The 21918-nt window shown below is 62.2% G+C and carries 21 protein-coding genes; 7 read left to right on the forward strand and 14 right to left on the reverse strand.

Going from position 1 to position 21918, the window contains the following annotated elements; genetic code table 11:
- Positions 1 to 93 precede the first annotated feature (93 nt).
- Positions 94 to 1251, forward strand: a complete 1158-nt coding sequence (locus tag FAA86_RS16385; protein ID WP_136542262.1) for a PA0069 family radical SAM protein — start codon at positions 94 to 96, stop codon at positions 1249 to 1251.
- A 141-nt stretch (positions 1252 to 1392) separates the two neighbouring features.
- Complete coding sequence (locus FAA86_RS16390; protein WP_136542263.1) at positions 1393 to 2076, forward strand: ribonuclease HII; 684 nt, start codon at positions 1393 to 1395, stop codon at positions 2074 to 2076.
- Positions 2077 to 2232: 156 nt separating this feature from the next.
- Here the strand turns inward: FAA86_RS16390 and FAA86_RS16395 are convergent, their stop codons facing one another.
- The 5 genes from FAA86_RS16395 to FAA86_RS16415 form a co-directional block, all read right to left on the reverse strand.
- Positions 2233 to 2712 (reverse strand): F0F1 ATP synthase subunit B, encoded by a 480-nt coding sequence (locus tag FAA86_RS16395; protein ID WP_136542264.1) that lies wholly within the window; start codon positions 2710 to 2712, stop codon positions 2233 to 2235.
- A 5-nt stretch (positions 2713 to 2717) separates the two neighbouring features.
- Positions 2718 to 3308, reverse strand: a complete 591-nt coding sequence (locus tag FAA86_RS16400) for a F0F1 ATP synthase subunit B (protein WP_113462017.1) — start codon at positions 3306 to 3308, stop codon at positions 2718 to 2720.
- An 81-nt stretch (positions 3309 to 3389) separates the two neighbouring features.
- Positions 3390 to 3617: a F0F1 ATP synthase subunit C gene (locus FAA86_RS16405; protein WP_006726635.1), complete on the reverse strand. Its 228-nt coding sequence runs from the start codon at positions 3615 to 3617 to the stop codon at positions 3390 to 3392.
- A 72-nt stretch (positions 3618 to 3689) separates the two neighbouring features.
- On the reverse strand, positions 3690 to 4439 hold the full coding sequence (locus FAA86_RS16410; RefSeq protein ID WP_113462101.1) for a F0F1 ATP synthase subunit A: 750 nt from the start codon (positions 4437 to 4439) through the stop codon (positions 3690 to 3692).
- Positions 4440 to 4495: 56 nt separating this feature from the next.
- Positions 4496 to 4858, reverse strand: a complete 363-nt coding sequence (locus FAA86_RS16415) for an AtpZ/AtpI family protein (protein ID WP_113462018.1) — start codon at positions 4856 to 4858, stop codon at positions 4496 to 4498.
- Between the two features lie 319 nt (positions 4859 to 5177).
- Here FAA86_RS16415 and FAA86_RS16420 point away from each other — a divergent pair, with 319 nt between their 5' ends.
- Positions 5178 to 5435, forward strand: coding sequence for a hypothetical protein (locus tag FAA86_RS16420; protein WP_136542265.1), 258 nt, complete (start codon positions 5178 to 5180; stop codon positions 5433 to 5435).
- A gap of 5 nt (positions 5436 to 5440) precedes the next feature.
- Here the strand turns inward: FAA86_RS16420 and FAA86_RS16425 are convergent, their stop codons facing one another.
- From FAA86_RS16425 to FAA86_RS16445, 5 genes are all read right to left on the reverse strand, one after another.
- Positions 5441 to 6634 carry a cell wall hydrolase gene (locus FAA86_RS16425; RefSeq protein WP_377344343.1) on the reverse strand — a complete coding sequence of 398 codons (1194 nt, stop codon included), beginning with the start codon at positions 6632 to 6634 and terminating at the stop codon, positions 5441 to 5443.
- Positions 6635 to 6799: 165 nt separating this feature from the next.
- Positions 6800 to 8701 (reverse strand): potassium transporter Kup, encoded by a 1902-nt coding sequence (locus FAA86_RS16430; RefSeq protein ID WP_136542266.1) that lies wholly within the window; start codon positions 8699 to 8701, stop codon positions 6800 to 6802.
- Between the two features lie 15 nt (positions 8702 to 8716).
- Positions 8717 to 9694, reverse strand: coding sequence for a magnesium transporter CorA family protein (locus tag FAA86_RS16435; protein ID WP_136542351.1), 978 nt, complete (start codon positions 9692 to 9694; stop codon positions 8717 to 8719).
- Between the two features lie 177 nt (positions 9695 to 9871).
- Positions 9872 to 11047, reverse strand: coding sequence for an iron-sulfur cluster carrier protein ApbC (gene apbC, locus FAA86_RS16440; protein WP_136542267.1), 1176 nt, complete (start codon positions 11045 to 11047; stop codon positions 9872 to 9874).
- A 345-nt stretch (positions 11048 to 11392) separates the two neighbouring features.
- The gene (locus FAA86_RS16445; RefSeq protein WP_113462022.1) at positions 11393 to 12130 is read right to left on the reverse strand and encodes a helix-turn-helix transcriptional regulator; all 738 of its coding nucleotides are present in this window, start codon (positions 12128 to 12130) and stop codon (positions 11393 to 11395) included.
- A 402-nt stretch (positions 12131 to 12532) separates the two neighbouring features.
- Between FAA86_RS16445 and FAA86_RS16450 the strand changes: the two genes are divergently transcribed.
- Both FAA86_RS16450 and FAA86_RS16455 read left to right on the forward strand, forming a co-directional pair.
- Positions 12533 to 13369: an SMP-30/gluconolactonase/LRE family protein gene (locus tag FAA86_RS16450; RefSeq protein ID WP_136542352.1), complete on the forward strand. Its 837-nt coding sequence runs from the start codon at positions 12533 to 12535 to the stop codon at positions 13367 to 13369.
- A gap of 216 nt (positions 13370 to 13585) precedes the next feature.
- Positions 13586 to 14305, forward strand: a complete 720-nt coding sequence (locus tag FAA86_RS16455) for a PRC-barrel domain-containing protein (protein WP_136542268.1) — start codon at positions 13586 to 13588, stop codon at positions 14303 to 14305.
- 81 nt (positions 14306 to 14386) lie between these two features.
- On the opposite strand, the gene FAA86_RS16460 is transcribed toward FAA86_RS16455, so the two are convergent.
- Positions 14387 to 15748: a putative bifunctional diguanylate cyclase/phosphodiesterase gene (locus FAA86_RS16460; RefSeq protein ID WP_136542269.1), complete on the reverse strand. Its 1362-nt coding sequence runs from the start codon at positions 15746 to 15748 to the stop codon at positions 14387 to 14389.
- 115 nt (positions 15749 to 15863) lie between these two features.
- The gene (locus FAA86_RS16465) at positions 15864 to 17597 is read right to left on the reverse strand and encodes a response regulator (RefSeq protein ID WP_136542270.1); all 1734 of its coding nucleotides are present in this window, start codon (positions 17595 to 17597) and stop codon (positions 15864 to 15866) included.
- A 276-nt stretch (positions 17598 to 17873) separates the two neighbouring features.
- Between FAA86_RS16465 and mutL the strand changes: the two genes are divergently transcribed.
- Both mutL and FAA86_RS16475 read left to right on the forward strand, forming a co-directional pair.
- Positions 17874 to 19724, forward strand: a complete 1851-nt coding sequence (gene mutL, locus FAA86_RS16470; protein ID WP_136542271.1) for a DNA mismatch repair endonuclease MutL — start codon at positions 17874 to 17876, stop codon at positions 19722 to 19724.
- Between the two features lie 94 nt (positions 19725 to 19818).
- A complete protein-coding gene (locus FAA86_RS16475) occupies positions 19819 to 20049 on the forward strand; it encodes a DUF2093 domain-containing protein (protein ID WP_167495016.1) in 231 nt (76 codons plus the stop codon).
- Here the strand turns inward: FAA86_RS16475 and lpxK are convergent, their stop codons facing one another.
- Together lpxK and FAA86_RS16485 are read right to left on the reverse strand one after the other, a co-directional pair.
- Positions 20050 to 21084, reverse strand: coding sequence for a tetraacyldisaccharide 4'-kinase (lpxK, locus tag FAA86_RS16480; protein WP_136542273.1), 1035 nt, complete (start codon positions 21082 to 21084; stop codon positions 20050 to 20052).
- Positions 21085 to 21196: 112 nt separating this feature from the next.
- A complete protein-coding gene (locus FAA86_RS16485; RefSeq protein WP_136542274.1) occupies positions 21197 to 21904 on the reverse strand; it encodes an HAD family hydrolase in 708 nt (235 codons plus the stop codon).
- Positions 21905 to 21918: the final 14 nt, after the last annotated feature.

The raw sequence follows: 21918 nt of genomic DNA on the forward strand, positions 1-21918 counted from the left end.
GCAGTTTGGATGAAGTTTGTTCTTGCATTGTTCTCATTTTCCGTTTAGGAATAAAGTCATTGAGCGGGGCTGCAAAGCCTGCGAGGAGCAAACATGAACGAGCTGTCTCTTGTGAGCCAGGCTGCCTTCCAGCCCGGCAATACGGCAGATATTGCCGATGCGATGATGAATGCTTCGGGCATGCGGATCGAGATCGATCGGCGGCGCGGACGTGCGGCCGGCATCAATCCCGCAGGGCGGTTCGAGAGCAAGGAACGCGTTGCCTTCGACGATGGCTGGCAGACGCTCGAGGACATGCCGCCCTTCCGCACCGAGGTGCAGGTGGAAAAGCCGCGCAGCGTCATCACCCGCAACGAGTCTCCCGATATCCCCTTCGATCGCTCGATCAACCCTTATCGCGGCTGCGAGCATGGCTGCATTTATTGCTTTGCGCGTCCTACCCACAGCTATATGGGCCTGTCGGCCGGTCTCGACTTCGAGGCCAAGCTGTTTGCCAAGCCGGATGCGCCGCGCCTCCTGGAGCGGGAGCTTTCGAAGCCCGGCTACAAGGTGAAGCCGATTGCCATTGGCACCAATACGGATCCCTACCAGCCGATCGAGCGGGAATGGCGCATCATGCGCCAGATCCTCGAGATCCTGGACAAGGCAAACCACCCGGTGGTGATCGTGACCAAGTCGGCGCTCATCCTGCGCGACATCGACATCCTGAAATCCATGGCCGAGCGCGGCCTGGTGAAGGTCGGAATTTCGGTGACGACGCTCGACCGCAAGCTGGCACGGACGATGGAGCCCCGCGCCTCGACTCCGGCCAAACGGCTGGAGGCGATCAAGGCGCTGTCGGAGGCTGGCATTCCGGTGGCGGTGATGATGGCACCGGTCATTCCGGCCCTCAACGACCACGAGATCGAGCGGATCCTCGACAGTGGCAAGGCGGCCGGTGCGTCGGAGGCAAGCTATGTGCTCTTGCGCCTGCCGCTCGAAGTGAGCCCGCTGTTTCGCGACTGGCTCTTGCAGAACTATCCGGACCGCTATCGGCATGTGATGTCGCTGGTGCGCTCGATGCGCGACGGCAAGGATTATGACGCCGAATTCGGCAAGCGGATGAAAGGTGCCGGCCCCTATGCCTGGCAGATCAGCCGCCGGTTCGAAATGGCCACCAAACGCCTCGGCCTGATGCGCCGCAGCCTGCATCTGAGGGAAGATCTGTTCGTCTCGCCCAACAGCGACGGGGTTCAACTCTCTCTGCTCTGACGGGTTTCTATTCGTGATTCCGGTGCTGTTGTCCGCCGCCTCGCACCGGATGTGGTCCCTGGTAAGCCGCCCCTGTCGCCATGATCGGCGATCGGGACCGGGGACTTGCAGGAGGTCGGGTGCGCGTGCGATTTCTGCCGCATGAAACGTCGCACGCCACCCGATTCTCCTGGCCTCTTTCCCGACCTGCCGCTGGTTCCTGATTTCTCGCTCGAGAGCCGCGCCAAGCGCCGCGGCAGCTGGCCGGTCGCCGGAACCGATGAGGCAGGACGCGGGCCTCTAGCAGGACCGGTCGTTGCCGCCGCCGTGATCCTCGACCCCAAGCGCATCCCTGAGGGATTGAACGATTCGAAGAAGCTCTCGGCAAGCCAGCGGGAAGCGCTCTATCAGGTGATCCTGCGGGAGGCGACGGTCTCCATTGCTTCGTCGTCACCCCGGCGCATCGACCTCATCGACATCCGCAAGGCGAGCCTCGATGCCATGCGCCGCGCTGTGGCGGGGCTCGACCAGGAGGCACGCCATGTGCTGGCCGATGGCCGCGATGTTCCCCCTGGGCTGATCTGCGCCGGAGAGGCCGTGGTGAAGGGCGATGCGCGCTCGGTCTCCATCGCCGCCGCCTCGATCGTCGCCAAGGTGATGCGCGACCGGATGATGGTCCGCGCCGGGCTCGTCTATCCCGACTACGGCTTCGAGGTGCATGCCGGTTACGGGACAGACCGTCATCGCAGCGCCATCGTCACCCACGGCCCCTGCCCTCTGCATCGCATGAGCTTTCGCCCCCTGAAGGCCGAAGCGCCGGAAGAAGCCGACATCATCCAGAACTAATCCCTTAAGTCCGTCTTCCGCCTGGAAGGTCAGGCAAGACGAGTCGGGGGACCCGTCTTCCCATACGGCTGCGTCAAAGGCACAGCACAAAAGGAAACGCCCCGACCGGCGAACCGATCGGGGCGTCATTCATCACTCTTCAGCGGCTGTCTGAAATCAGTTGAGGCGCGACTTCACTTCGCCAACGGAGGCCTTGAACAGCGACTGCTGAACACTTTCGTCGGCCTTCTTGGCCAGAACCTTTTCGGCAGCAGCCACAGCAAGGTCGACGGCGGCGGCGCGAACGGCGTTCACAGCTTCGGTCTCGGCCTGCTTGATCTTCTGCTCGGACAAGGCGTTGCGGCGGGCAACGAATTCCTCGGTCTTCTGCTTGGCTTCAGCCGTCAGGGCTGCTGCTTCGCGTTCGGCAGCAGCAACGATGGCTGCAGCCTCGGCTTCGGCTTCCTTGCGCTTGCGCTGGTATTCGGCCAGCAGGTGCTGTGCCTCTTCACGCAGGCGCTTGGCTTCGGCGAGTTCGTCGCGGATCTTGTCCGCGCGCTCGTCGAGAGCCTTGGCCATCATGCCGGGAACCTTGAGGTAGGCAATCAGGACGAAGAAGAGAACGAGCGCAACGAGTGCCCAGAATGTAGCGTCCATGGTGCTCAGGCTCCCTGCTTGGCGATGCCGGAGACGGCAGCCTTGATGTCAGCCGCGGTCGACTTGGTGCCGATGAGTTCTTCGACGATCGTGCCGACAGTGTCGATCGCGATGGTGTCGACTTCGGCAAAAGCGCGAGCCTTGATGTCGGCGATGCGGCTTTCGGCAGCAGCGATCTTGGCGGACAGTTCCGCTTCGATGGCGGCGCGTTCAGCATCGGCCTTGGCCTTGGCTTCGTCGCGGGCAGCGGAAGCGATCTGGCCGGCTTTCGCCTTGGCCGCGGTCAGCTCGCGCTCGTAGGTTTCGATGGCGGCATCGGCCTCGGACTTCAGACGAGCAGCCTCGTCGAGATCCTGCGCAATGCGGTCGTGACGGTTCTCGAGAATGCCACCGACGCGCGGGACGATGACCTTCTGCATGAGCATGTAGAACACGCCGAACGTGATCACCAGCCACAGAAGCTGCGACGGATAGGTCGAGAAATCGAACGGCGGGAACACGCCGCCGCCATGAGCCTCGTCGTGGGCCACGCCGGTCTCGGTGTGAAGCTGGCCTTCTGCCGGGGTTTCCTGGGCAAAGGCGGGGGTCACAAACATGCTCACCTCCAGGTGTATGCTCAAATGCGCGAGATCACGGCTGCCTTGTCGGCGCGCCGTGATCCCAAACTCCAGCCGTTATTAGACGGCGAACAGGAGAAGGAGAGCGATGAGCAGCGAGAAGATGCCCAGAGCTTCCGTAACGGCGAAGCCGAATACCAGACGGCCGAACTGGCTGTCGGCAGCCGACGGGTTGCGCAGAGCGCCCGTCAGGTAGTCACCGAAGATACGGCCGAGAGCGAGGGAGGTACCAGCCATGCCGAGGCATGCGAGACCCGCGCCGATGTACTTTGCTGCTTCCGCTTCCATATGGATACTCCTTCGAATGGGTTGTTGCGGCTGTTTTTGACACCCGGGTGGCCGGGGCCAGCGACTTTATTCTCAGTGACCACCATGCACGGCGTCGTTCAGGTACATGCAAGTGAGTACCGCGAAGACATAGGCCTGCAGGAAGGCAACGAGAAATTCGAGAGCGGTCATGGCGACCGTCATGATGAGGGGCAGGATCGAACCCGCGACGCCAACGGCGCCGGCAGCACTCATGGACACGACGAAGCCCGCGAAGACCTTGAGCGTGATGTGACCGGCCAGCATGTTGGCGAAGAGACGGACGGAAAGGCTGATCGGGCGGGACAGGAAGGACACGACCTCAATCGCGGATACGAGCGGCAGAAGCGCGCCCGGAACGCCCGAAGGCGCAAAGATCGAGAGGAAGTGCAGACCGTGCTTGTAGAAGCCGTAGATCAGAACCGTCAGGATGACGAAAAGCGCCAGAGCGAAGGTGACGATGATCTGGCTGGTGATCGTGAAGAAGTAGGGGAACATGCCGAGCAGGTTTGCGGTCAGCACGAACATGAACAGCGAGAAGACCATCGGGAAGAAGTGCATGCCCTTGGCGCCGGCGCCTTCACGCAGCATCGAGGCGATGAACTCGTAAGCCATTTCGGCGACCGACTGCATGCGGGTCGGGATCAGGCCGCGATTCGAGGTCGAGAAATAGAGGAAGCTCGAAGCAGCAGCCACGGTCGCAACCATGAACAGCGAGGCATTGGTGAACGAGAAATCAATTCCGCCGATTTCGATCGGGACAATCTTCTGGACCAGGAACTGATGCGTAGGATCGTTTGCCACGTTCTGCTCTTTCGCTTTCGCCGCCGAAGCGGACAATTCTCATTAGGGCTGGCGCGTCAGCGACCGTCGCCCTTGTCTTTGAATTCCATCCTGCGATCGGCCGGATGCGGCGAGGCCACAATCCCGACGACGCGCATGACGTTCAACACGCCGGCACAGAAGCCGATCAGAAGCAGGACAATCATGCCCCACGGCCCCGTACCCACAAAGTAGTCGAAAAGATAGCCCAGAAGTGCGCCAACGATGATCGCGGAGATGAATTCGCTCGAGATCTTCATCGCCATTCCGTAGCCCTTGCGGGTCTCGTCGGCGTTTCTCTCGGCGCGTTCCTCATCCCTGGCCTTGCCATCCCGCTCTGCGAGTTCGCTGGCCAGTCGTCTGCGGCGCTCTTCCAGATCTTCTTCCCGGTGGTCCGTCATGGCTCTCTCCGTCCGTTGCCTGTTTCAAGGGCCGTTCTTGCGCCCGATTTGAATGCAGAAACGGCGAGATAGAAAGCCTTCTGGCCCGCTTTGAAGTCGGGCGCACCATAATTTTGAGGCCCTGCATAGTCAAGGCATCACGGCACCAAGTTTCACCACAAATTAACCCCGAAAAATCATAGACTTAAGTCCAATGTGAGGATTCGTTGCAGATGACGGACGCCAAATCCGGTCAAATGGCCGCAAGGGGCGACCAGAATCTGCCACATTCACGTAGAAGTGCCGAGGATGTCATGGACTGGTCGCAACTGCGGCGGCGATGAAGTTGCCATCCGCGCTTGAAGATGGGACGATCGGCTTTCTTTTCGTCCGAGACATGCCCATGGCGCGCTTCTTCCTGCGGATCCTGATCAGCATTGTCGTCGGCTGGATGGTCGGCGTGCAGGCGGCCTTTGCCTTCGGTCCGGAGGGCAACCTGACGCCGATGCTCTACATCTTCGTCACCGTGCCGCTGACCTATGCCTGCTCATTCCTCGTCGTGCCGCTGTTGAGCGGCTGGCTCGACCGATTGCGATAGGCCGGTCAGCTCCAGCCGCCGCCATAGGTGCGGTAGAAGATGTGTTTGCCGATCTTCTCGACGCGCTTCATCGTCGGGCCCCAGGCGGGCTTCACATAGGTCGCGTGATAATGCGTGGCGGAGCCGACATCCTTGAACCAGATCTTGCCGGCCGTCACCGCCATGGCAATGTCCTTGGCGATCTTCCAGTGCCGCGGGGAGGTGATGATGTCCGGGATCCGGTCGCAGGCGAAGGAGAACTGGCAGCGATTGCGCCAGTCTTCGTTCTGATAGACCACACCGCAGATGGTGTCCGGATAATGCGGATTGCGAACGCGGTTGAGGATGACCTGGGCCACGGCGGCCTGGCCCTTCACCGATTCCCCGCGCGCCTCGAAGTAGATGCCTTCTGCCAGGCACTTCTGCTCCTTGTCCGAGAAGACGCCGGCCGGGAGCGGGGTCGCCGCCCAGGCATGATCCTTCGGATCGATATCCGGGATGAAGCGGCCCTGATCCGGCTGCTTGTCGGCAAGAATGCTGTCAAAGGGCGAGACGCTGGCATAGTCCGGCGGTGGCGGCGCATAGGCGGTCGCCAGCACATCCGGTACGGGGTTGGTCACGAGATCGGCGATCATCGACGGGAGCGAGGGATCGACCGGCGGCTTCTCGCGCTTGAAATAGAAGCTTGCGAGCTCGACCGGCTTCGCCTTATCCTCATCCGGGGCAAAGGCGGAGGGCGCCTTCAGGTGCGGGTCCATGAGAGAGCTCGTGCGCTGCAGGATCGAGCCGGCGGAAAAGGCGCGCGGCGGCAACATCGGCTCGACGGCGACCACCCTGCCCTTCTTCTGGTCGCGGGTGACGCGCATCTCGTCCGGCAAAGCATCGGCATCCGCCTTGCCGCCGTCAAAGGCGATGCGGCGACCATCGGGCAGTATCAGGCCTGCCCCACCGGACAGCGCTTCCGACGCCTCCTCTTCCGAAAAGGCAAGTTTCGCCTCGTGGATGGAGCCGGCAGGTGCATCCGTCATCACCATACGCCAATTGCTGGCACCCCGGTCGAGACCGGTGAGAAGGCCCGCCATGTCGGCCTGGGCGGCAACGGATGGGAAGATCAGCCAGGACGCGAGGCCGAAGACCAGGGGAGAGGTCCAGTTCTCCAGCCGGGAGAGGACCTTCTTCGAAGGACGAAACTTGGGACGCAAGGCCACACTCCAACTCATACTGACGCAGGTCCCGCGCTCCGGAACCCTACAGGATTACATTAGAGAAATATCTCTCGTTAACCTTGATGCTTGGTTAACGAGAGATCACAGCTTTGGGAGTGAAGGCAGGAAGTGGCACCAAGCCGCCGGGTGTCCCGGCGGCCTCTTTGCGCGGTGTCGTCCTCAGATGATGACGTGCGAGCCGAGTTCGATGAGGCGGTTTGCCGGCAGGCGGAAGTAATCCGAGGGATCGGCTGACGCCTCGGCGAGCGCGATATAGAGGCGATCCTGCCAATGCGGCATGCCCATGCCGGGGCCGGCCACCAGCTTGCGGCGACCGAGATAGAAGGAGGTCGACATGATGTCGAACTTCAATCCGCCACGCCGCAGGCTTGCCAGTGTCTTGGAGACATTCTGCGTCTCCATGAAACCGAAGCGAAGTTCGACGCGCGAGAAGCGGTCGGAGATTTCCTCGACCTCGAAACGATCCTGCTCGGCCACGCGCGGACGGCCGAGCGTGCGGATGGTCAGAATCATGTTTCGCTCGTGGATGACATGGTTGTGCTTGAGATTGTGCATCAGCGCCGCCGGTGCCCGGGTCGGGTCGCTGGTCAGGAAGATCGCCGTGCCGGCTACGCAAGCCGGGCCGTGTTCGCCCTTCTTCTCGATCATGGCGATGAAATCCTCGAGCGGAATGTCGTCGCGGCGTGTCTTCTGGAAGATGATCGCCGAACCACGCCGCCAGGTCCACATGACAACGGTGAAGGCGGCGGCGAACAGCACGGGGATGTAACCGCCGTCATGGATCTTGAGGAGATTGGCGCCGAGGAAGACCAGTTCGAGCAGAAGCAGCGGAGTTAGCACACCGACTGCAAGAGGAAGGCTCCAGTTCCATTTCTTGCGGACGAATTCGAAGGCCATGATCGTGGTCACCACCATGGCCCCGGTGACTGAGATGCCATAGGCGGTTGCCAGTGCTTCCGAACTTTCGAAGAGCAGGACCAGGGACAGAACGCCGACGAGCAGAAGCGTATTGACCGAGGGCAAATAGATCTGGCCGGTCTGGGTCTCCGAGGTGAAGAGGATCTGCATGCGCGGCAGGAAGCCGAGATGGATCGCCTGCCGGACCAGCGAGAAGGCGCCGGTGATGACGGCCTGGCTGGCAATGATGGTGGCGAAGGTCGCGAGGATGACAATGGGCAGAAGCGCCCAGGACGGGAACATCAGGAAGAAGGGATCGGATGCCGTGGAGGGATCGCGCAGAACCAGGGCGCCCTGCCCCAGATAGTTGAGGACCAGGGCCGGAAAGACCAGAGCGAACCAGGCGAGCTGGATCGGCTTGCGGCCGAAATGGCCGAGATCGGCATAAAGGGCTTCGGCACCCGTGACCGTCAGGAAGACGGCGCCCAGAACGACAATGCCGAGGAAGCCTTCGCGGATCAGGAAGCTTGCCGCATACCAGGGATTGAAGGCTGCGAAGATGCCGATGTCATCGAAGATATGGATGATGCCGCCGGCGGCCATCACCAGGAACCAGATTGCCGTGATCGGGCCGAAGAAGCGGGCGACCGCACCCGTGCCCCGGGACTGGACGGCAAAAAGGCCGATCAGAATGGCGAGCGAAATGGGGACGATATAGTCGGACAGGTTGGGCGCGACGAGCTTCAGGCCTTCGACGGCAGAGAGCACCGAGAGCGCCGGGGTGATCATGGAATCGCCGAGAAAGAGGGCCGCGCCAATGAGGCCGAGCACCATCAGGATCGGCCCGTGGCCGTTCGCGCTCTTCGACAGGAGGGCGAGCAAGGACAGCGTACCGCCCTCGCCGTCATTGTCGGCGCGCAGAAGAAAGAGGACGTATTTCAGGGTCACGATGATGGTCAGCGACCAGATCATCAGGGAGATGAGGCCGATAATCTCGACCCGGGTGATGCCATCGACACCGATCGGCTTCAGGGCCTCGCGAAAGGCATAGAGCGGGCTCGTGCCGATGTCGCCATAGACAACGCCGACGGAGCCGAGTGCGAGAAGAAAAAGACTGCGTGCATCCTTCGGACCAGCCGCGTGCTGGTGATCGATCTGTTGCATGGGGTCACAGGCTCTTCAGAGCCAGCCTTTCCAACGGAAAAACAAGAAGGGGATGATGGCGGAGAGAAGCATGGCAAAAAGCGCCATGGGGTATCCGAAGTTCCATCCGAGTTCCGGCATGAATTGGAAGTTCATCCCGTAGATCGACGCGACGAGGGTCGGCGGCAGGAAGACCACCGAGGCGATCGAGAAGATCTTGATGATGGCATTCTGCTCGACATTGATCAGGCCGAGCGAGGCATCGAGCATGAAGGTGATGTTGTTGGCGACGAAAGCCGCGTGCTCGCCAAGCGACTGGAGGTCGCGGGCAACGAGGCCAAGGAGTTCGGCGGCCTCTTCTTCCCGGCGCACCGCCGGCTGCGACTGCAGGAAGATGACCAGGCGGGACAAGGAGACAAGGCTGTCACGCACCTTGCTCACCAGCTGATGATGGCTGGCGATATCGAGCAGCTTGTCTTCCAGGAAACGCGGCGGACGGCGCTTGGCCGCCTTGCGGTTGACGAAGACGGTGATCGAGAGCGCATCGAGGCGGGCGGCGAGCGTTTCCAGGATCTCGGCGGTGCGATCGACGATCGTCTCCAGGAGATGGCCGAGAAGCTTGGCGCCCGTGTCGCATTGGCCGTTCAGGCGCAGGAGGCTTGCACTGAAGAGCTCGAACGCCTTCGGCTCGGCGTAGCGGATGGTGATCAGCCGCCCGCGAAACAGAATGAAGGCGATGTCAGTCAGGAGCGGATAGGTCGAATCTGCCCGGTAGAGCAGCGACGCGGTCATGTAGATCGCCTCGTTCTCGACATAGAGGCGGCTCGAGGGTTCGATATCCTTGAGCTCATCCGGCGTCGGCAGCTGAATGCCGATCCGACCTTCCACGAAATGCTCTTCCTCGCGGCTCGGCTTGATCAGGTCGAGCCAGATGATGTCTTCGGAAAAATCGCCCGACGTCGGCTCTATGCCGATGATCTCGGCACTTCCGTCTTTTCGATAGGCCCTTATCAAGGACTGGTCACCTTCATGGCTCGCCGCGCGATTGAAGTCGCGGACACAATCATAGACGCAGACTGAAAGCCAAAGCAATTGTTGCACTACAGCAATGCGTCATATGCACGCCCGCCATGTGCAGCCCGGGTCAGAGGCACCCGAGCTTCAGCCCTGTTGGACCTAAAACGCGTTCTATCACTCGAAAACGATTGTCGGTGCCGCCCGCCCTGCGCGGGTCTTGACCTGTTCCCAGACCTTCGTTGCGATGTCGCGATAGACCTTTGCCTGCGGGCCTTCCGGCTCACTCACCACCACCGGCGTTCCTGCATCGGAGGTCTCGCGGATGGACATGGTGAGCGGCACCTCGCCGAGGAAAGGTACACCAATGGTCTCGGCTTCCGCCTTGGCGCCGCCATGGCCGAAGATGTCGTAGCGATTGCCGGTGTCGGGCGCGATGAAGTAGCTCATGTTCTCGACGATGCCGAGGACGGGCACCTCGACCTTGTTGAACATGTTCAAGCCCTTGCGCGCATCGATGAGGGCGAGATCCTGCGGGGTGGAGACGATCACGGCACCGGAGAGCGGGACCTGCTGTGCCATCGTGAGCTGGGCGTCGCCGGTGCCCGGCGGCATGTCGACGACCAGCACATCGAGGTCGCCCCAGGCGACTTCGCGCAGCATCTGCATCAGCGCCGACTGGACCATCGGGCCGCGCCAGATCATGGCCGTGCCCTCATCGACCAGGAAGCCCATGGACATGACCTTGATGCCGTAGTTCTCCATCGGCACGATGATGCGGTTTTCGATCTGCTGCGGCCGCCCGTTGATGCCGAGAAGGCGCGGCATGGACGGGCCGTAAACGTCGGCGTCCAGAATGCCGACGCGCAGGCCGTTCGCCTTCATCGCGAGCGCCAGGTTCACCGCCGTGGTGGACTTGCCGACGCCACCCTTGCCGGAGGCGACCGCAATGATGGCATCGATGCCGGGCACCCCGGCTTTGGTCCGCTGTGCGCCAGCTTGGGCGGCTGCCGGTGCGTGAGAATGCGGATGGGCGTGGGAATGGGAATGGCCATGTGCGGGCGCTGCCGGTTGCGGCCGCGGCGGGGGCGCGGAGCCCTGCTTGCGCTCGGCCGTCAGACTGACCACCGCGCCCTTGACCCCAGGCAGTGCCTTGACCACGCGCTCTGCGGCCTGACGCAGCGGCTCCAGTTCCTGGGCGCGCTCGGCCGGCACATTGATCGAGAAATAGACCTTGGCATCGGAAATGAAGACATCAGACACCATGCCGAGATCGACGATGTTGCTTTCGAGATCCGGCCCGCGGATCCCCTTCATCGCCTCAATCACCAGGTCACGCGACAGTTCGGCCATTGCACTCTTCTTTCCGCTTACGTCTTACCGTTCAGCGAAATCAGATAATGGAGCCGGAGGCATTCGCCAACCGCAAATGCGGCGCGAGGGTGCGACCTTTGCGGCAGAGACAGACAAGCCGCCTGCGGAGAGCACCCCCCGCGGCGGCTTGGCAGGCTGCACCCGTTCACGGGTGTCGTGCAACGTCCCCTCTGGACTGTTCCTAACAATGCAGGAAGCGTGCCAGATGCGAATGCGGCAGATATCGGTGAATTGGCGAGGATTGCTCGGCTCTCGCGCGCAACAGATGCCGGGAAAACAGGCGGCGCTGCTTTCAGCAGCACAAAAAAGCACCAGCGTTTACGCTTACTTGATCAAACCGAGGCGCAGGGCCTTCGCGACCGCCTGGGTGCGGTTGACCGCGTCCAGCTTCTTGGTGGCGCGGTTGAGATAGTGGTTGATCGTATGCTCCGACAGCGTCAGGATTTCCGCAATTTCCACGCTCGTCTTGCCCGCCGCCGTCCAGTTGAGGCAGTCGAGTTCGCGGTCGGTCAACATGTCGCTGTTGCGGCTGTCCATCTCGCGGATCTCGGCAAGACGGTTGAAGACATGCGCCGCGATGTAAGCGAGCTGTGTCATTTCCAGAGTGCTGAAGGGTTCGCGATCCCCGGCGAAGGAAACAGCGCCTCGGGCACCCGTCGCATCATGGACCGGAAAGTAGGCGCCGCGGTTCATCCGGAACCGATGGAAGAGGGCCTTTGACACCTCGCCGGATTTCGGATCGCGCTGAATCGCGACGTCGTCGATGTCGAAAAGCAGTGGAATGGAGGCGCGGCGCAGATGCGCGAGAACGGGGCTCCCCGACAACAAGGCCCCCTGATCGAATTCGGTCAGCAGATCGGCCGGCCAGTTGGTGATGATCGAGCTGCTGCTGAGTTCCTGCGCGGTGGCACCCGGCATGTTGAGCACCATGAAGGCGCGGGCACCATAAAGCTCCGTCACGCGTTTCATGAAGCGAAAGACGTCGAACTGTGTCTTGAAGCTCTTGATGTCGCTGATCAGTCCGTCGAGACGTTCCGCAGTGGCCATGTCCTGGTTTGTCATCACACACCCATCCGGACCGGGGCACCGGCCGTGATCATCGAGGAGATTGTCCAAGACGTATACGTCAATTGCTACTTCACCTGCCATTGGCCAGGGATCGGATGATCACGGCGAAACTCAAGCTCCAGCCAATCACTCCGAACCAGCACAAGACCGTTTCTTTCCGGTCCCGCAAAGAGAATGGTGAGAAACACCCAAAGACGATACCAATTGCGAATCTGACCCTTGGGTTGCCGGAGCATAGACTTGTAAAGCGTCAAGGGTCCAGATACCCCATGAATTTTACCGTAAACCCCTGTCTGAGACGTTAGTCGAAGGGCAAGGTCGACGACCATATCGAAAAGGAGGACACGCGTGATCGCCACACAGAGCTTCAACGGCAGGACACTCACCGAAGAGCCCATGGAGCTGGGTGAAGGCCCCGCCTATGATCCGGGCTCCGGCGCACTCTTCTGGTTCGACATCCTCGGCAAGACCCTCTGCGAGCTCGACGTCGAGCGTGGCCAGCTGAAGAAGCACTCCCTGCCCTTCCTCGGCAGCGTGATCGCTGTAGTCGACGCGGGCCGTCAGATGATCGCGTCCGACCAGGGACTGTTTCTGCGCGACGGCGCGACCGGCAAGCTCTCTCCCTATGCGACGATCGAAGACAAGCCGGAGAACCGTTCCAATGACGGACGCATGCATACGAGCGGCGCCATGTGGATCGGCATGATGAGCCGCAAGGCAGAGACCGGCGCCGGAGCGATCTATCATGTCGCGGGCACCACCGTGACGAAAATCTTCGACGCAGTCAGCATCCCGAACGGCATCTGCTTCTCGCCTGATGGCAGCGTCGGCTATTTCAACGACTCGAAGGTCAACCACATGATGCGGGTGACGGTCGACCCGTCCACCGGACTGCCAACGGGCGCGCCCACGGTGTTGATCGATCAGTCCCAGCGCCAGGGCGTCATTGACGGATCGGTGGTCGATCTCGAGGGGACGATCTGGAACGCGAACTGGGATGGCGGCGCTGTCGATCGCTATTCGCCCGAGGGTCAGCATATCGCACGCTACGCCGTGCCCGTTCGTCGGCCGACCTGCCCCGCCTTCTTTGGCGCCAACCTCGATCGCCTCGCCTTCACCTCCTGCTGGGAGGGGCTCAGCGATGCCGAGAGAGCAGCAGACAAGCTTGCCGGTGTCACCTTCGATCTCGGCATCAGCGTCAAGGGCAAGCCCGAACCGCGCTTCAAGCTCTAAGCTTTTGTTTCTGCTCTGGGGTTTGCTGGCCGCCGACCGGCCGCGCAAACCCTTTTGCGGGTTTTTTGTTCCTGTAGAAGCGTGAAAATAATCCGGGCATCGACGATGGAACGATAAGGACCGCTGGACATTTTCCTCACGAACCGACGCCGCCCACACTGCAAGCCAGCAAGCAGCGTCATTCGCAGACCATCTCAGAGGAAAGGTAGGTCCACCATGAACAAGTCCTTCAAGACGCTCGCCGCCGCCGTACTGCTCGGCTCGACCGCAATCGCTCCGCTCGCCATCGCTCAGGATGCGACGCCGGGTGCAACGACCACCCCGCCGGCTGCAACCGACGGCGCTGCAACGACTACGCCCGCTCCGGTCACGCCTGACGCTTCGACCGACGGCACCTCCGGCGCCATGGGCACCACTGCCGAAGCTCCTGCTGACGCCGCAGGCAACGGCACGTACCTGACCGAACAAGCCGAAAACCACATTTCCGTCAACGACTTCATGGGTCAGGCGATCTACACCGCTGACAACCAGTCGATCGGTGACATCAATGACCTGCTGGTCGAAAAGGATGGCGGCATCGTCGCAGCTGTCGTTGGCGTCGGCGGCTTCCTCGGCATCGGCGAAAAGAACGTCGCCGTTCCGTTCGAGAACATCACGATCACCCGCGTCATGGATGACGACACGGCGATGACCACTGACGGCGCTGCCACCACGGACGGTACGGCTGCTACCGGCATGGGCACGACCGGTACCGCCGGCACCACGGCTGCAACCGACACCGACGAAACCCAGGTCGAGCAGGTTGCTGACGCTGAAGTTCGCCTGACGACGACTGAAACGGCCGAAAGCCTGCGCAACGCACCGGAATTCCGCACGCTGGAAGACCAGGCTGATGACGCGACCGACGGCACTACCACCTCGTCGACGGATAACTAATCCCGGAACGAGGGACGTGTTAAGGTCCTGACGGGCGGCGCTTCGGCGCCGCCTTTTCTTTTGCGTGAAGACCGGAATTCGTCAGGCAGAGGCGCGATCAACGAGCGCGAAATCGTGATGGTTTTCCGCGAGATAACGAAGAGTCGCAGCCGAATCCACGGGCTTGCCGAAATAATAGCCTTGCCCCATGCCGCAGCCGAGCTCCCTCAGCTTGCGTGCCTCGGCGTCCGTCTCGATGCCCTCGGCCACGACTTCGAGGTCGAGGCCTTCACACATGCTGACGATCGCCTTGATGATGTGTTCCGATGTGCGATCCGTGGTGATCGCCGAGACGAAGGCGCGGTCGATCTTCACCTTGTCGAAGGTGAATTCGCGCAGGCGTCCAAGGCTCGACTGGCCTGTGCCGAAGTCGTCGAGCGAGATGCGGATGCCGGCATCCTTCAATTCCTTGATGATCCGACGCGCCGTATCGGCCGAGGACATGACGGCCGTCTCGGTGATTTCGAGCTCGAGGCGGCGTGGGTCAAAGCCAACGCTGTTGAGGATCGACAGCGTGTTGAACGAGGTCCTGAGGTCCATCAGCTGGACAGACGACAGGTTGAACGAGAGGAAGAGGTCGCGCGGCCAGGCGAGGGTTGCTTCCGCGGCCTTGCGCAACAGCATTTCGGACAGCGTGTCGATGAAACCGCGTTCTTCGGCCAGCGGCACGAAAACGGCGGGGGAGACAAAGCCGAGGTCAGGGTCGATCCAGCGGGCGAGTGCCTCGAAGCCGACGATGCGGTTGTCGCGCAGACGGACGATCGGCTGGAAGTGAACGTCCACCGTATCGTTGATGATGGCATTGCGCAGCGCCTGTTCCAGCTGCGTTGCCTGCTTCATTTCCTGCGCGATCTCGCGGGAGTAGACGGTGATCTGGCCGCGACCGCGACGCTTGGATCGGTAAAGCGCCGTTTCAGCGCTCTTCATCAATTCCTCGAAATCTTCGCCGGCAAAGGGATAGACGGCAAAGCCGAGGGAGGCGGAGAGGCGCACATTGCGGTCGCCGAGGTCGTAAGGGGCGGAGAGGACGTCCTTGATCAACTGTCCGGCGCGCTCCGCGCCCAGTCGTTCGAAGACCAATGGCAGGACGATCGCGAACTCGTCGCCATCGTGACGCGTGACGATTGCGCCATCCGGCACGCAGGCCTTCAGGCGATGCGCCACCTGGCAGAGGATTTCATCGCCAGAGGCCTGGCCGAAGAGATCGTTGATCGGCTTGAAACCGTCGAGATTGACGATACCCACGGTGAAGGGTGCAGGGTCGGCTGCGCGGTCGGCGGCGAGTTGGCGCACCTTGTCGCTCAGCCTGTGGCGGTTGCCGAGGCCGGTCAAGCGATCGGTATAGCCTGTCGTCTTCTGGTCGCTCAGGCCTTGCGGCTCAGGCGGTCGTCCGGCGGGACCCATTCATGCTTCCTGGTACGGTTCCTTCCACGCGTGCCAGAATGGGTCTAAAACATTAAGATAATCATATCGATGCTGCATGAGAGCGCTGCCCGGCCTCCCAAAAAATCGGGGGATATCAGGCGGTCGAGGCGATCCGGGCAATCTCCGGGACCAGACGACGGATCGCCTGATCGACAACGTCGGGGCTCAATGGCTTGAGGATGACATCGTCCATGCCAGAGGCGAAGCACGCTTCGCGGTCGCGATCGAACGCTTGGGCGAGCACGCCGATGATCGGGGTCTGCGCGCCCAGTTCTTCCGGCAGCTGACGGATGCGGCGTGCAGCCTCGAAACCATTGATGCCGGGCAAGGTTACATCCATCAGGATGATGGCCGGGTTCAGCTCGCTGCGCAGCCGAACGACGGTCTCACCATCGGCGCAGATCCGGTAGGCGTAACCCAGTCCTTCGAGGATCTGCGAGAAGACGATCTGGTTGATCTCGTTGTCCTCGGCCACAAGCACGAGAGACGGCGACGACGGGGTTGCCGCGGCTAGGGGAGCGGCGACAAAGGACGCCGCTTCGATCGACGGCGGGGGCGGAATGTCTTCCGTGGTGATCTCCCAGTCATCCGCCGGGACAGGCGGCGCCTGGAGGGCCGTCAGGCGATCGAGAACGCTGAAGGCGAGATCGCCGGAAATATCGAAGGCCGGGATCGTGATATAGTCCACATCCACCGCCTGCAGCAGTTCCAAGCAGCGGCTGTCGAGGTCGGCGTCGACGATTGCAAGATCGATGCTCACGCCGACGGACCGGGCAACCGAGAGGAAGGCATCGAGTTCCGCCTCGTCACGGACACAGCAGCTGTCGAGCCCCAGCAACTGCATGATCTCGAGCGCCCTTGTCTCGAACTCGCGGTCGCCGGTGACGATCAGCGCCTTGCGTCCATTGAGGCGGCCGTCGTCCGTGCCGTAGGACGGTTCAGGTTCGCGAGGCTCCACGATCTGCGGCTCGTGCGGTGCGGCGAAATCGGCAGCACCACCCACTTCGCCGAAGCTCGATACCACCAGATAGCGGCCCGGCTTTCCAACACGCTGGACATGGACCAGGATCGGCCGCGGCGGGTCCCCGTAGAGACGCATCGGCAAGGTCAGGGAAGACGTGACGCCGGTCTCGAGCACGTGACGGGATGCAGTCGCGAGCCTTTCGGCGACCTGCGCCTCGAAGAGCGTCGTGATCGTGCTGCCAAGGGCATTGTCCGCGCCGACGGAGGTTGCCGAGCAGAATACCTTGTTGACGGCGACCAACTGAAGATTGCGGTCCTGTACGAAGACCGGATGGGCGAGATTGTCGAGGATCTCTTCCGTCAGCTGCACGCGCTCGACATCGGCGCGCCACTGTTCGTCCCGGCGCTTCTGCTCGGTGATGTCGCTCATGACGCAGAAGCCGAAACCGGACGACAGCCGGCGCTTGGAGAAGCGGGTCCAGCGTTTGTCGTTGTCGCAGGACTGTATTTCGTGCCGCTCTTTCCAGTGGGCGGCAATCTGGCGGGTGAGCCATTCCTCACGGCTCAGCGAGGCGCTGTCGGACTGGCCGCTCGCGGCATGGCGCAGGCCAAGATCGTAAGCGGCGCCGAGAATGTCTCTCAGGCGCGTGCCGGGCTCGAAGAAGGAGGCCGGCAGGGGCAGAAACTGGCGGGCGCTGCGGCTTGCAAAGATCAGATGGTCGTTGCGGTCATAGATGATGAAGCCCGAGGAGAAAGCTTCAGACACGGCATCCAGCAGGGCAGCATCGAGCCCGGCTTCGGCCGACGGATTGTCGTGCCCCTGCCGTCTCTTGTCCTGGTCGGGGGCCGGTGGAAACTCGCTCACACTGCTGCCTCTCGGAATCTCACCGCCTTGCACGGCAAGAATTAGGGGGCTGATGCCATCATGGAGACATGCCGGAGCGCATTTCAGACGGTGAAATCGCTGAGGAACACCCGGCCCATATCCTCAATTCACCGTCAGCAGGCTTGCTGATGGAACATTGCAAGCCATTGTTCAAACTAGAGACATTCCGTTAAGGGCCACTTAATGATGGGCATGAAGGTGGCCGCCATACGATTTCGCCTTTCGTCCAAGCTCCGAATCCGGGAAAATGGCGACATGATCATCAAGCAGCTTTCCGAAACGCTCATCAACCAGATCGCCGCCGGCGAGGTCATCGAAAGACCGGCCAGCGCGGCGAAGGAATTGATCGAAAATGCGATCGACGCGGGCGCCACGCGCATCGAAGTGGCGACCGCCGGTGGCGGCAAGACGCTGCTGCGCGTCATCGACAATGGCTGCGGCATGGGACCGGAGGATCTGGCACTCGCCATCCGCCGGCACTGCACATCGAAGCTCAACGAGACGCTGTTCGACATCCGGTCGCTGGGCTTTCGTGGCGAGGCCCTGCCCTCGATCGGTTCGGTGGCCAAGCTGACGATTACCAGCCGCCCGCCGGGCGCCGACAGTGGCTCTGAGATCGCCGTGGTCGGCGGCAAGGTCGGCGATGTCAGGCCTGCTGCCGCCAATCCGGGCACGACGGTCGAGGTGCGCGACCTGTTCTTCGCCACGCCGGCCCGGCTGAAATTCATGAAGACGGAAAAGGCGGAAGCAGGCGCGATCACCGAGATCGTCAAGCGCATGGCGATCGCCTTTCCCGCCATCCGCTTCGTGCTCTCGGGCACCGACCGCTCGACGCTCGAATTTCCCGGCACGGGCGACGATCATCTCGCGCGCATCGCGCAGGTGCTGGGCGCCGATTTCAAGGACAATGCCATCGAGCTCGACGCCGAGCGCGAGGATGTGCGGCTTACCGGTTTTGCCGGCGTGCCGACCTTCAACCGGGGCAATTCTGCCCATCAATACGCCTTCGTCAACGGCCGTCCCGTCCAGGACAAGCAGATCCTGTCGGCGATCCGGGGTGCCTATGCCGAGACGATCCCGCAGGGGCGGTATCCTGTCGCCGTGTTGTCGCTGACACTCGATCCGGCGCTGGTCGATGTGAATGTTCACCCGGCAAAATCGGATGTCCGCTTCCGGGATCCGGCGCTGGTGCGCGGGCTGATCGTCGGTGCCATCCGGCAATCCCTTCAACGGGAGGGCGACCGGGCGGCAACGACCGGCGCCGGCGGCATGCTGCGTGCGTTTCGTCCCGGGTTTTCACCGCAGCCGACACAGGCCTGGTCGTCGGCGAATTCCCCGTCCCGTCCCCTTTACGGAGCCACGCCGAGCTTCGGCGGTGGCTTGGCGGCAGCCGCAGTGTCGGCTCCCCGCGGCTTTGGCGAGACGGTGCAGGCGGCCTTCGACAGCCTCTCCGTCCCGACCGCCCGCAGCGAGACCGCGCCGCCCTCGCCCGCGGTCCAAAGCGCAACCGTCGAGACCATCTCGAGTTACCCGCTTGGTGCTGCGCGAGCGCAGGTGCATGAAAACTACATCGTGGCACAGACGGAGGACGGGCTCGTCATCGTCGACCAGCACGCCGCGCATGAGCGCCTGGTGTTCGAGCAGATGCGCAAGGCGCTTACAGGTCGGAGGCTCCCGTCGCAGGGTCTGCTCATCCCGGAGATCGTCGACCTGCCGGAAGAAGATTGCGACCGGCTGATGACCCATGCGGAAAGCTTGGAGCAGCTTGGGCTTGCGATCGAGCGCTTCGGACCGGGGGCGATTGCGGTGCGCGAGACGCCCGCGATGCTCGGCGAAATGGATGCGACGCAGCTCGTGCGTGACCTCGCCGACGAGATTGCCGAATGGGATACGGCCGACAGGCTGTCGGCTAAACTCGAACATGTCGCCGCCACCATGGCCTGCCATGGCTCGGTGCGTTCGGGCCGGCGGCTGAGAGTCGAGGAGATGAATGCGCTGCTTCGGCAGATGGAGCAGACGCCGGGTTCGGGCCAGTGCAATCATGGCCGGCCGACCTATGTGGAATTGAAGCTCTCCGATATCGAACGACTGTTCGGGCGCAGTTGAGCGCTAGCTCGGCGTGTTTTCAAATGAGCCATCTTTCATTCGCCGGGAGGGCGCTGTATTGCAGGTCCGTGACACCCGGCGCAGGAGAAGAGTGATGAACCGTTTCGAAGGCGGCGGAAACCGCGAAGCCAAGATCCGCTATCTCGATGCCGATTTCCAGATCCTGACGCCCGGGACCTTCGTCACCTGCGCGATCACCGGGCGGCCCGTCATGGTCGATGAGCTGAAATACTGGAGCGTCGCGCGCCAGGAAGCCTATGTCGACGCAGCGGCCTCGCTCGAGGCCGAAAAGCGTGCGGGCGCTGTGCCTAACCAGCGCCGCTGATCAGGCCTTCGCGGCCAGGCGCCGCAGGCGGCAGGCTTCGATGGCGCGATCGATGATCAGGTCCGGCGCCTTGGGGTCATCGAAGACCATGTCGACATCCACCACTTCCGATTTTTCCTGAAGCTCGGTCGCGCGACCATGACCGCCGGCAAGGCGGACGCTGTCCTTGGCCGTGGTCACGAGTTGCAGGCCTTGCTTCTCCGCCCGTGCCAGCAGATCCGATATCTCGTCATCGGCCAGATGATGGTGATCGGAGAAATCCTGGCGGTCGGCAACCACGGCGCCAAGCTCTTCCAGGGTGCGGTAGAACTTTCTCGGGTCGGCGATGCCGGCGTAAGCCAGCACCGACCGACCGGAAAGATCTCCGCCGGACTGAGGCATGACGTTTGCGACCAGAACCGGTTTGCCGCTGCGGGAGGCCTGGCGGACGAACTGGTCCGCGGCATCACCCTTGCCCACCTTCAGGATCGCATCCAGATGACGCATTTGAACAGGAATGGGCGCGCGGACCGGTCCTGAAGGCACGACCCAGCCATTGCCGATGCCGCGCATGCTGTCGATCACGATCAGGGCGTAGTCGACGTGAAGCCGGGCGCTCTGGAAACCATCATCCATGATGATCAGGTCCGCGCCTTCGGCGACCAGCTTCTCCGCACCGGCCACACGGCGGCGGGAGATCACGGTCAGTGCCTCGCGAGCAAGCAGAAGCGGTTCGTCGCCTACAGCCGTCGAACGATGATGATGGGGATCAACGACGGTCGTGACGTCGAGCGAGCCGCCATAACCGCGGCTGAGGAAACCGGGGGTCAGCCCCCTTGCCTTCGCGGCACGCGCGATCGCAATGGCCGTCGGGGTCTTGCCCGCACCGCCGACAGTGAAATTACCAACGCAGATCACCGGCACGGACAGAGGATGCCTACGGCGATGCTGCAGGATGCCACCGGAGATGCGGCCATAGACGAAGGAGAGCGGATAAAGGCAGATTGCCTGCCAACCGGTCTTGGTCCACCAGAAAGGCGGTGCCTCGGATACCATTCTCGTCCCTGTCCTGACCCCGGCGCCCCTCTGACGCCGTCCTTTGGGCGCAACAAGAACCATTGCAACGCAGAATGGTCAAGCGCGGCCGTGCCGAAATGGCACGCCTTCGTCAGGCGAGGGCAGCTTCAAGTTCGGTGATGTCAGCGAGGACCATGTCGGAATGCAGCGTCAGCGTCTCGCGCGAGCCGGTTCCGGAGAGGACACCGATCTTCAGACCCGCACCGGCATTCCTGCCCATGTGAAGGTCATGATTGTTGTCGCCGACGACGGCCACTTCTGCCGGGGCAAGACCCGTCGCCTTGCAGAAGCCGAGAACCATGCCGGCCTCCGGCTTGCTGCCATGGCCGCTGTCATAGCCCGCAATGAAATTGATATAGGGCAGGATGCCGAAACGCTCAGCCGCCACCTTGATCGAGCGTTCATTGTCACTGGAGGCAATGCCGAGGCGCAGGCCCTTGCCATGCAGGCGGGCAAACAGAGGCTCAAGTTCGGTGACCGGCACTGAGAACTCCGCAGCCTTGGCGAAGCAGTCGTCGATCTTCGGCACCAGCGCTTCGACCATAAAGGGCGAGCCGGCATTGATCATGCCTTCGGCGATCTCAAGCGTATTGCCGGCCGCAAACAGGCTGTCGGGCACGATTGCGCCGCTCACGGGATCCATGCCGCAGACAAGGAGCAGGCGATCGGCCAGTGCCTGGTCACCATCGGCAGCCATCAGCGCGACCTCGCGATTGACCGGTCCCCAGCTGGCATCGAAGTCGAGCAGCGTCCCGTCCTTATCGAACAGGATGCCGGCGATCTGGGGCTTCTGCTGCATGAAACAATTCCTGG

This window comes from Rhizobium rosettiformans W3 (genome assembly GCF_004912135.1).
Taxonomy (GTDB): Bacteria; Pseudomonadota; Alphaproteobacteria; order Rhizobiales; family Rhizobiaceae; genus Allorhizobium; species Allorhizobium rosettiformans.